The sequence below is a fragment of the Sphingorhabdus sp. genome (genome assembly GCF_044357595.1).
Taxonomy (GTDB): Bacteria; Pseudomonadota; Alphaproteobacteria; order Sphingomonadales; family Sphingomonadaceae; genus Sphingorhabdus_B.
In genome coordinates this window covers 1-10,149 of the sequence record NZ_JBIKPH010000088.1, presented here as the reverse complement: position 1 = coordinate 10,149, position 10,149 = coordinate 1, and the positions used below count along the sequence as shown (strand labels likewise).

At 55.9% G+C, this 10,149-nt stretch carries 13 protein-coding genes and 1 pseudogene; 10 read left to right on the top strand and 4 right to left on the bottom strand.

The features are described from left to right. The 3 genes from ACIQ2T_RS09315 to ACIQ2T_RS09305 all read right to left on the bottom strand — a co-directional run. Positions 1-477: VIT family protein (locus tag ACIQ2T_RS09315; protein WP_397590569.1), on the bottom strand; the 477-nt coding region annotated here is incomplete at its 3' end. 16 nt (positions 478-493) lie between these two features. Beyond that, the gene (locus ACIQ2T_RS09310) at positions 494-1,414 is read right to left on the bottom strand and encodes an SMP-30/gluconolactonase/LRE family protein (protein ID WP_397590568.1); all 921 of its coding nucleotides are present in this window, start codon (positions 1,412-1,414) and stop codon (positions 494-496) included. A gap of 57 nt (positions 1,415-1,471) precedes the next feature. Then, positions 1,472-2,026 carry a GNAT family N-acetyltransferase gene (locus tag ACIQ2T_RS09305; protein ID WP_397590567.1) on the bottom strand — a complete coding sequence of 185 codons (555 nt, stop codon included), beginning with the start codon at positions 2,024-2,026 and terminating at the stop codon, positions 1,472-1,474. A 257-nt stretch (positions 2,027-2,283) separates the two neighbouring features. Between ACIQ2T_RS09305 and ACIQ2T_RS09300 the strand changes: the two genes are divergently transcribed. The 3 genes from ACIQ2T_RS09300 to ACIQ2T_RS09290 are packed head-to-tail and all read left to right on the top strand — an operon-like array spanning position 2,284 to position 5,426. Beyond that, positions 2,284-3,606, top strand: a complete 1,323-nt coding sequence (locus ACIQ2T_RS09300) for an amino acid permease (protein WP_397590566.1) — start codon at positions 2,284-2,286, stop codon at positions 3,604-3,606. Between the two features lie 39 nt (positions 3,607-3,645). Further along, complete coding sequence (locus tag ACIQ2T_RS09295; protein WP_397590565.1) at positions 3,646-5,073, top strand: NAD-dependent succinate-semialdehyde dehydrogenase; 1,428 nt, start codon at positions 3,646-3,648, stop codon at positions 5,071-5,073. Next, on the top strand, positions 5,073-5,426 hold the full coding sequence (locus ACIQ2T_RS09290; RefSeq protein WP_397590570.1) for a YbaN family protein: 354 nt from the start codon (positions 5,073-5,075) through the stop codon (positions 5,424-5,426). Before ACIQ2T_RS09295 ends, ACIQ2T_RS09290 begins: the two co-directional genes overlap by 1 nt. On the opposite strand, the gene ACIQ2T_RS09285 is transcribed toward ACIQ2T_RS09290, so the two are convergent. Beyond that, entirely contained in the window at positions 5,423-5,944 is a 522-nt protein-coding gene (locus tag ACIQ2T_RS09285) for a sterol desaturase family protein (RefSeq protein WP_397590564.1), read from the bottom strand. The genes ACIQ2T_RS09290 and ACIQ2T_RS09285 overlap by 4 nt on opposite strands. A gap of 94 nt (positions 5,945-6,038) precedes the next feature. Between ACIQ2T_RS09285 and leuC the strand changes: the two genes are divergently transcribed. From leuC to ACIQ2T_RS09250, 7 genes and pseudogenes are all read left to right on the top strand, one after another. After that, positions 6,039-7,469 carry a 3-isopropylmalate dehydratase large subunit gene (gene leuC, locus ACIQ2T_RS09280; RefSeq protein WP_397590563.1) on the top strand — a complete coding sequence of 477 codons (1,431 nt, stop codon included), beginning with the start codon at positions 6,039-6,041 and terminating at the stop codon, positions 7,467-7,469. Between the two features lie 109 nt (positions 7,470-7,578). Beyond that, positions 7,579-7,782, top strand: coding sequence for an isopropylmalate isomerase (locus tag ACIQ2T_RS09275; protein ID WP_300033773.1), 204 nt, complete (start codon positions 7,579-7,581; stop codon positions 7,780-7,782). A 4-nt stretch (positions 7,783-7,786) separates the two neighbouring features. After that, a complete protein-coding gene (gene leuD / locus ACIQ2T_RS09270; RefSeq protein ID WP_353206891.1) occupies positions 7,787-8,380 on the top strand; it encodes a 3-isopropylmalate dehydratase small subunit in 594 nt (197 codons plus the stop codon). A gap of 9 nt (positions 8,381-8,389) precedes the next feature. Continuing rightward, entirely contained in the window at positions 8,390-9,385 is a 996-nt protein-coding gene (locus ACIQ2T_RS09265; RefSeq protein ID WP_397590562.1) for an NADPH:quinone oxidoreductase family protein, read from the top strand. A 67-nt stretch (positions 9,386-9,452) separates the two neighbouring features. After that, positions 9,453-9,776: a DUF1476 domain-containing protein gene (locus tag ACIQ2T_RS09260; protein ID WP_397590561.1), complete on the top strand. Its 324-nt coding sequence runs from the start codon at positions 9,453-9,455 to the stop codon at positions 9,774-9,776. Next, complete coding sequence (locus tag ACIQ2T_RS09255; protein WP_306063664.1) at positions 9,776-10,006, top strand: BolA family protein; 231 nt, start codon at positions 9,776-9,778, stop codon at positions 10,004-10,006. Before ACIQ2T_RS09260 ends, ACIQ2T_RS09255 begins: the two co-directional genes overlap by 1 nt. 18 nt (positions 10,007-10,024) lie before the next feature. Next, a pseudogene (locus ACIQ2T_RS09250) lies at positions 10,025-10,149 on the top strand (monothiol glutaredoxin, Grx4 family); the annotation flags it as partial.

Sequence of the window (10,149 nt, the reverse complement as noted above, 5' to 3'; positions counted from 1 at the left end):
CGCACCAATCGTGAACGCAGCGGCCGAGGCCAATGCGGCTTGCACTGGCCGCGCGGCAGTATGCGCTGCCATGCCAAGCTCGTCACGCAAATGCGTGGCCAGCGCATCATGCTCCGTTAACTTGTCGCCCACCTGCTCCGCCAGCGCCCGGTCAAGGCCCCGTAGCTCGTAAATGCCGATAAGCTCTTCACGTTCCTTGTCTGGAATTGTCGCCAGCTCATTCTCTTCGCGCGCACGATCCGCGCTTTCGGAATCCGCCTGCGAGCTGACCGACACATATTCGCCGGCCGCCATCGACATTGCGCCAGCAACCAGCCCCGCAATCCCCGTAAGCAGAATTGTTGCGGGCGCCGATTGCGCGGCTGCGACACCTACAATCAGGCTTGCGGTCGATACTATACCGTCATTGGCGCCAAGAACAGACGCGCGCAGCCAGCCGATGCGGTTAATGAGATGCGCTTCCTTGTGCCGTCGCATACACCGATTTCCAGTTCTAATGTTGGAGCTTAAGCCCCGGCCGCGCCCAACGGGTTTTCACGAGACGCCCGCTGCCCGACAGGCAAATATAAGCGTCCAACATATCGTCGCCGCCCCACGCAATGTTGGTGGTGAATATATCATCGGTCGCGACAAATTCGACCAACTCCCCACCGGGCGAAATGACGCTAATACCGCACTCGCCGATAGTAGCGACGCAAATATTGCCGCTGGCCTCTACCCCGAGGCTGTCGAAGAATTTATATCCTGCCGGGCGGTATACCGGGATGCCGGGCCCGCCAGGGCCCGCATCGCCGGCGACCTTGCCAGGCGCAGTGATGTTGAACTTCATCAGGCGGCAGGTATAGGTTTCGGCGGCATATAACGTTTTACCATCGGGGGACAGGCCAACACCATTGGGGTTGTTGGATGGGAAGATCACTTCTTCCAAATAGCTACCATCTGCTTTGGCATAAAAGATACCAACAACATCATGGCTGCGTTTGGCGTAATCAATCTTGCCATGGTCGGTGAACCAGAAGCCGCCATGCGCATCAAACACGATGTCATTAGGTCCACGCAGACTGCAACCATGGTCGCCGGACTTATACAGAATCTCGACCTCACCGGTGTCGATATCGATCCGTTCAATCCGCCCACCTGAATAATCCTGCGCAATGCCGTGCGGCGCAAGAAAGCCATTGGCTTCCATATATTCAAACCCGCCATTGTTGCAGCAATATAGCTTGCCATCCGGGCCAATCGCCAAGCCATTTGGTCCTCCGCCGGGCTTTGCAATGACTGTCTTGCTTCCGTCGGCGTGCACGCGGGTGATTTGTCCTTCGGCGATTTCCACGAGAATGACGCTGCCGTCGGGCATGACTACCGGTCCTTCAGGGAAGCGAAGGCCGTCTGCGACCAATTCAAACTCTGCCATATTTTCTCTCTCCTTTGCGTGCGGCAACGGCGCACCTTTTTTAATCAACATAACCCGTTAGACGGGTTCTCGCACCGGCAGCGCCCTATCTGCTTCACCAAGTTCTGCCTGCATGTAGACGCTGTCAAGCCAGCGGCCGAACTTTCGACCAACGGACCGCATTCGTCCGGACTGCGTAAAACCCAACTTACTATGCAGCTTTACCGAAGCGGGTTCCGCCCCGCCGATGACGGCAACCATCTGGCGGAAGCCGCATTGCGTTGCCTGCACCATCAATGCGCGCAACAACTTTGCACCCACACCCTGCCCCATAAAATCCGGATCAACGTAGATGGAATCTTCGCAGGTAAAGCCATAAGCTGGCCTATCTCGAAAGGCCGTCGCATAGGCATATCCCAATATCCTGTTATCGCGTTCGGCGATCAGGAACGGCCATCCTTTGGATAAAATATCGCCGATTTTCTGTTCTGTTTCCGCAGATGTTCGCGGCACAATGTCAAAGCTAGCGGTGCCGTTAAGCACATGATGCGCATAAATCTGCGCAATCGCATCGGCATCCGAGCCCTGCGCCATCCGTATAATGACGTCACCTGTCTGACCCGCAATATCCATTGGCCATCGCTGACATAATATGTCCTGCTTTGGAAGCATTTTGCTGGGCAATCGCGTGTAGGGCGGCACGGCGTTCAGGGGGCATATGCCCATTGTCGTGGCTCGATCGTCGCAGGACTGTGTCGCCTTTGGCCTGTTTGGGGGTGTAACTCGGTTGCTGCTGGGCGAACTGCACATGCCAGCGCCGTTGGGACGTGAAACAAAGATTGGCTTTTGCCCCTGTTCCATGCAAGCTTGCGCGGAACGGGGGATTTTAAGTGCAGGAAGATACAGCCGCAACAGGGCGTCCGATGGGATTCTGGATGGCGCTCGCATTGGTCATGGGCAGCATGATCGGTTCAGGCGTATTCCTGCTGCCTGCAAGCCTTGCGCCTTTGGGATGGAATTCGGTCATCGGATGGTTCATCACTGTATCCGGCGCTTTGTGCGTTGCCTCGGTCTTTGGTGCGCTCAGCAAGGCTTTACCAAAGGCAGGCGGACCTTACGCCTATACCCGTGCCGCTTTTGGCGATGGCGCGGGCTTTGCGATTGCTTGGGCCTATTGGATTTCGATGTGGGTCGGCAATGCGGCAATCGCGACGGCGGCCGTAAGCTATCTTAGTCAGCTGTTTCCGATTGTCGGCACGCACGGCGTGTCAGCGGCCATTACGATAGCCATCGTCTGGGCATTCACGCTAATCAACATCCGCGGAACCAAATTGGCAGGGCAGGTGCAGATTATTTGGACCATTGCAAAGTTGCTCCCGCTCATCGCAGTCATTGGCCTTGCTGCTTATGTGCTGGCAACGCAAGGCACTGGGCTTATTCGCACTTTTGATACGGCAGATATCTCTACAGCAAGCATTTCAACGGCCACCATATTGACCTTATGGGCGATGCTTGGCCTTGAGCTCGCCACCGTGCCAGCCGACAAAGTGCAAGACCCCGAACGCACCATTAACCGTGCCACCTTGTTTGGAACGGCCGGTGCTGGCGGCATATATATCTTGGTCTGCTCGGCAGTTGTCCTGATGCTACCGGCTGCAATTACCAGCGCATCAGCCGCGCCATTTGCCGATTTTGTGAATATCTATGCCGGCACCAATGCCGGCACGGCGATCGCCGCAATTGGCGCAATCAGTGCGCTTGGCGCATTAAACGGCTGGATCATGTGCCAAGCCGAACTGCCCGCCGCCCTGGCACGCGATGGCTTATTCCCAGAATTCATGGGCAAAGCCGCCGCAAATGGCACGCCGCGCAATGCCCATGTCTTCTCCACCAGTCTATTGACCCTCGTCATCCTGATGAACAGCAGCCGGTCCATGGCATCGATGTTTGAATTCCTGATAGTGCTCACCACTGCAATCGTGCTCGTTATGTATTTCGGCTGTGCGGCGGCGGCATTCCGGCTTATCCAGACGGGGGCATTGAAAGTCGGCGCAGGATTTAAGATCATTCTGTTCCTCGCGGCGTTATACTCCTGTTGGACGATTTATGGCGCAGGCACCGAAGCATTGATCTGGGGCGTTGCTTTATTGCTCATCGGCCTTCCGGTTTTCTGGCTTTTGCGCCTTGCAAGGGGTTCCAAACCCTCAACGTGACGCCTACATGCAGAACATATAGATTTTGCAGGAAAACCGATGAGCTATACCACTGACTTGGGTCTTTATATTGACGGTAGTTGGCGCACGGGCGAAGGCCGCGATTGCCATAATGTCATCAACCCCGCGACCGGAGAGACGCTAGCGGCATTACCGCTGGCAACTGCAGCCGACCTTGACGAGGCTCTTGCCGCAACGGCAAAGGGGTTTGCGCATTGGCGTACAGTGGACGTCAACGCCCGCGCGGCCATCTTGCGCAAGGTTGCTGATCACATTCGCGAACGCGCTGAGGCAATTGCCGTTCTGCTGACCACTGAGCAAGGCAAGCCGCTTGCTGAAGCCCGCACCGAGGTGCTTTCCTGCGCCGCGCAGTTCGAGTATTTCGCCGAGGAAGCCAAGCGCAGCTATGGCAGGGTTCTTGTCCGGCCAACGGGACAGCGCGCGTTAGTTTTGAAGCAGCCGGTTGGCCCGGTGGCCGCGTTTTCGCCCTGGAATTTTCCGGTTAATCTGATGTGTAAGAAAATGGCAGCTGCTCTTGCGGCGGGATGTTCGATCATCGCAAAACCGCCCGAAGAAACGCCCGCAAGCACCAGCGCGATCATGCAGTGCGTCATTGATGGCGGCGTCCCCGGCAATGTCGCGCAGCTCGTCTTCGGCGTACCCGATATGGTCAGCCGCCACCTGATTGCATCCCCGATCATTCGCAAAGTCAGCTTCACTGGCTCCGTCCCTGTCGGCAAGCATTTGCTCAAGCTTGCCGCAGAGGGGGTAAAACGCACGACGATGGAACTGGGCGGACATGCGCCCGTGCTCATTTTCGATGATTGCGACCTGGAAAAGGCAATCACTTTGTCCGCAACAACCAAGTTCCGGAACGCGGGCCAAGTGTGCATTTCTCCTACGCGCTTTTATGTGCAGGAGGGCGTCTATGACCGCTTTGTGGCTGGCTTTGCCGAGCTTACGAAAAAGGTCCAGGTTGGTAATGGTCTCGATGCAAGCACGGTCATGGGGCCACTGGCCAATGAGCGGCGGCCATCGGCAATTGCGGCACTGGTCGACGATGCTACCTCGAAAGGCGCTAAGCTGCTGACCGGCGGGTCACGCGGGGACCAAGGCTTTTTCTTCGCACCGACGGTATTGTCTGACGTGCCAATGTCGGCAAAAGTCATGGACGACGAGCCTTTTGGTCCCGTGGCTTTGATGCGGCCATTCAAGACATTTGATGAAGCCGTCGCGCAAGCCAACCGCCTGCCCTTCGGTCTTGCGGCTTATGCTTTCACGGAGAATGCGCGGCAGGCAAACCTTGTTGCCGATGCGCTTGACACAGGCATGGTTGGCCTCAACAGTTTCGTTATCTCGATGCCCGACGCGCCATTTGGCGGGGTAAAGGAATCGGGCTTTGGTAGCGAAGGCGGCCCCGAAGGTCTCGGCAGCTATTATGTTACCAAAGCAGTTCACCAATATTGATTAAGCGCCAACTGTATCTGTCCGCGGGACTGCTGGCGGTAGCGCTCGGCACGATAGGCATTTTTCTACCTTTGCTGCCAACCGTCCCGTTTATGATATTAGCCGCATTCTGTTTCGCACGCAGCAGCCCAGCGCTTGAGGCACGATTGATGGCTCATCCGCGATTCGGGCACTATTTGGTTGCGTGGCGCGAAAAGGGCGTAATTAGCAGGCGGGCAAAATGGTCGGCGACGATGGCCTTTGGCGTAAGCATCGCCATATCATTTGCCGCGATGGTTTTGCCTTTGTCGCTCATTCCGCTGGGCGTCGCCGTAATCTGTCTCAGCTGGATTTGGCGTAAGCCTGAAAACTAAGCTTCAATGGCGGCATCGCGTACGATGGCAGTCCCTGCCGCGCGCTGCTTCTTAAGATCCGCTTTTAATTTGACCGGGTCACGTGCCAACACAAATCCAAAACTCACGCCACCTTCTTTGCCGATTGTGGCGTGGTGCAGCTTGTGCGCCTGCACCAGCCGTTTGGCATAGCCCCGGCGCGGGACATATTTAAAATAGCGTTGATGCACGAGGCCATCGTGCACAACCGTGTAGATGATGCCGTAAAACATGACGCCTAAGCCGACCCATGTTGCAGGCGCCCACGCATTGTCGCCCAGTATAAGAGGACTGCCTATCATGAACAGTGATATGCTCATCACTGCACCGACAATGCCGTAAAGATCGTTCTTTTCCAGTGCGTTATTGTGCGGCTCGTGATGGTCACGGTGCCATCCCCAACCCCATCCATGCATGATGTATTTATGGCTGGACCACGCGACCCACTCCATAATGAAGACCGTTGCAAGCACGATAAGGATGATGCTGATTATGCTCATGGAACACCTCATAGACGTAAAGTTTGCATCTTTGAAGTGCAAGCAGCGACGCCTCACTTGATTTCGCTGCAATCGCTTCTATGTCATTGTCATTATGCCAACTTCGCAAACTCTTTATGAAAAAATCTGGAACGCCCATGTCGTGGAGCAACGGGATGACGGGACGTGCCTGATTTTCATCGACCGCCATCTTGTCCACGAAGTCACCAGCCCGCAAGCCTTTGAAGGCCTTCGCGTTGCTGGACGGCGCGTGCGGCGACCCGATCTTACGCTTGCAGTGCCCGATCACAATCTACCCACTACCGCGCGGTTAGACGGCAATGGGCGACATGTGCCGATTGCCGACCCCGAAAGCGCACAGCAATTGGAAGCGTTGGAACGCAACGCGCCGGAGTTTGGCATTGCCTATATCAACGCCACCGACATTAAGCAGGGCATCGTACATGTTGTCGGGCCGGAACAAGGCTTCTCGCTGCCCGGTACTACGATTGTATGCGGCGACAGCCATACTGCCTGCCACGGCGGCCTTGGGGCTTTGGCCTTTGGAATCGGCACATCCGAGGTAGAGCATGTACTTGCAACCCAAACGCTTCAACTGACGCGATCAAAGTCGATGGAAGTCCGTGTCGAAGGTGAACTTGGGCCGGGCGTGTCCGCCAAAGACGTTGTACTCCACATCACGGGCGTGTTGGGCGCATCGGGCGGCACTGGCCATGTTATCGAATATACGGGCGCTGTCATTCGCGCGCTGAGCATTGAGGGCCGGTTGACCATTTCCAACATGGCGATTGAACATGGCGCGCGCGCTGGTCTTGTGGCACCTGACGACACCACTTTTGCTTATCTCAAGGGCCGTCCGATGGCGCCAAAGGGAGCGCAGTGGGACGCAGCGGAGGCTTATTGGCGTTCACTCGCTACCGATACTGGGGCAGTCTATGACAAGGTCGTGGCGATAAACGCCGCCGACATTGCGCCAAGCGTTACATGGGGCACAAGCCCTGAAGACGTATTGCCCATTACCGGCATTGTTCCCGACCCATCCACCTTCGCCGATCCGTCGAAGCAAGAAGCCGCCAAGAAATCCCTAGCATATATGGGGCTGACGCCTGGCACTGCTATGACAGATATTGAAGTGCAGAATGTCTTCATTGGCAGTTGTACCAACAGCCGGATTGAAGATCTGCGCGCCGCTGCCGCTATACTGAAGGGCCGTAAAAAGGCAGCTAATGTCAAATGGGCAATTGTCGTCCCGGGAAGCGGCCTTGTGAAGCATCAGGCCGAGGCCGAGGGGCTACACCGCATATTTATCGACGCAGGTCTGGAATGGCGCGAACCGGGCTGCTCAGCATGCCTGGGTATGAACCCAGACAAGGTTCCTGCCGGAGAGCGTTGCGCGTCCACCAGCAACCGCAATTTCGTCGGGCGGCAAGGACCAGGTGCGCGCACGCATTTGGTAAGTCCTGCAATGGCCGCCGCGGCCGCGGTGACGGGCAAGCTTACTGATGTCCGCGAATTGATGAACTAAATTGCATGGAGGCGTTGACGCATGAGATAGGCGCCTGCGCAAAAATAAGCTATTTTCTTTACTTGGCACAGACGCCAAAGCTAAGGTTAATCCATCAAGGAACAGCTATATGACCAATAAAAATTCCAATGGCGACACATGGTCAACCACAGCTAAGGTTGGCGCAGCGGTTGGCTCCGCAGCATTGGTGGCTGCGTTGTTATATGCAGGGCGGCGCAGTCTGACACAGAAGAAGGGCAAGCTTGAACCCTTGTCCCCTGAACCCGATGCCGCACCCATAACCCAGAACCCGCCAAAAACCGAAACGGACTGATAGTATGAAGCCCATAAGCAGCGTCATTGGCAGAGCCTATCCGCTCGGGCTGAAAAATATCGATACCGACATCATCATTCCTGCAGCTTGGTTGAAAACTATTAGCCGGTCGGGCCTTGGCAAAGGCGCGTTTCAATCCTTGCGCGAAGTGCCTGGCAACGTCTTTGACGATCCGGCGTATGCAGACGCACCAATATTGATTGCTGGCGACAATTTCGGATGCGGGTCAAGTCGCGAGCATGCCGCTTGGGCGATGGCTGACCTGGGCATCTCGGCGGTTATAGCGCCCAGTTTTTCCGACATATTTTCGGGCAACGCGTTCAAGAACGGATTGCTCGCAATCGTGCTGCCGCAGGACGCGATCGATCGGCTGATGGAAGTCGCGCAGACGGACAGCATTCATATCGATCTGGAAACGCAGACGGTGACAACACCATTCCAAGATCGGTTCGCATTTGAAATTGACCCGTTCCGCAAGCATTGCCTGATAAACGGGGTCGACGAGATTGGGTTGACGCTGAAAAGCAGCGACGCGATCTCTACATATGAGACAAAAATATCGGCAAGCCAGCCTTGGCTGACGCCCAACATAGCCTAGGAGAGAGAAATGCGCGCCTTATTATCGACCGCGAGCGGTGGCCCTGAAACGCTTGTCATGGGCGAATTGCCAGAACCCGTTGCTGGCCCTGGCCAAGTCGTTGTTGCGGTGAAGGCTTGCTCGATCAACTTCCCCGACACCTTAATGATTGTCGACCTATACCAGTTCAAGCCCGAACGCCCCTTTGCGCCGGGCGGTGAAATCGGTGGCGTGGTCGAAGCTATCGGCGATGGCGTCAGCGGCTTTGCCGTTGGTGACCGCGTGATTGGCTTGTGTGGCAATGGCGGGCTCACCGAAAAGGTCGCGATTGCGGCATTCAACTGCTTCAAAATGCCCGACGCTATGTCGTTTGACGATGGCGCGGCCTTGCTCATGACCTATGGCACGTCCATCCATGCACTCAAGGACCGCGGCCATATGAAAACGGGGGACAATATACTTGTTCTCGGCGGCGCTGGCGGTATCGGTATTTCGGCGATTGAGCTTGCGAAGGCTTATGGTGGCCGCGTGGTTGCGGGCGTATCGAGCGAGGCCAAAGCCGCCATCGCACGTGAGGCAGGCGCGGATGAAGTTGTTGTCTACCCGCATCAGCCGTTCGATAAGGACCAATCAAAGGCCGTCGCTGAAATGTTCAAGGCGGCCGCTGGCAGGGACGGTTTCAACATCATCTACGACACTGTCGGCGGCGACTATAGCGAGCCTGCGGTCCGTTCGATTGCATGGGAAGGCAAGTTTCTTGTGGTCGGTTTTCCGGCCGGCATCGCGAAGTTGCCCTTAAACCTGACTTTGCTGAAAAGCTGTGACGTTTGTGGTGTATTCTGGGGTGCTTTCGCCGCACGCACGCCGCAGAAGAACCACGCGAACATATCCGAATTGTTTGACCTTTACGCTTCAGGCAAAATCAAGCCGCGCATTTCGGAAACATTTGAACTGGCAAATGCTGGCACAGCGATTGCGCGGCTTGGCGACCGAGCAGCAGTTGGGAAACTGGTGGTCCATATTTGATATCAATTGCCTTGTTGATAGCACGCACACGTATTATCTTGGATATTCAGCAGTTAGGAACGGCAACATGACGACTTTCGATAAACGCGAAAACGCCTTTGAAGACAGGTTTGCACATGATGCGGAGCTTCAGTTCAAAATCACTGCGCGCAGGAATAAGTTGGTTGGCCAATGGGCCGCAGAGAAAATGGGCCTGACCCGAGAAGAAACAACCGCGTACGCGACCTCCGTGGTTCAGGCCGATTTCGAAGAATCGGGCGTGGAAGATGTTGTACGCAAGCTGCTTGGCGATTTAACATCGGCTGGCGTTGATGTCGATGACGCAACAATTCGTGCAGCGCTGGAAGATAAGATGGTCGAAGCGCGCCGCCAGTTTATCGAGCCCGCCTAATGGCAATGCAGGCCGAAGAGATAGAGGGCATGATAAAAGCCGCCCTGCCCGACGCGCAGGTTGAGATTACCGACCTTGCAGGTGACGGCAACCATTATGCCGCGCGCGTAGTGAGCGAGAGTTTTCGTGGGCTTCCGCGCGTGAAGCAGCATAAGGCCGTATATGACGCGCTAGGCGGCCGCATGGGCGGCGTTTTGCATGCCTTGCAACTAACAACCGCCATTCCTTAAATTTTTGGAGTATTACAGATGAGTGTTCACGAACGGATCGAAGAGATCGTCAAAGGCAATAATGTCGTCCTGTTTATGAAGGGCAGTCCGTTATTTCCGCAATGCGGCTTCTCCAGCAAGGCGATCGCCATTCTCGACCATCT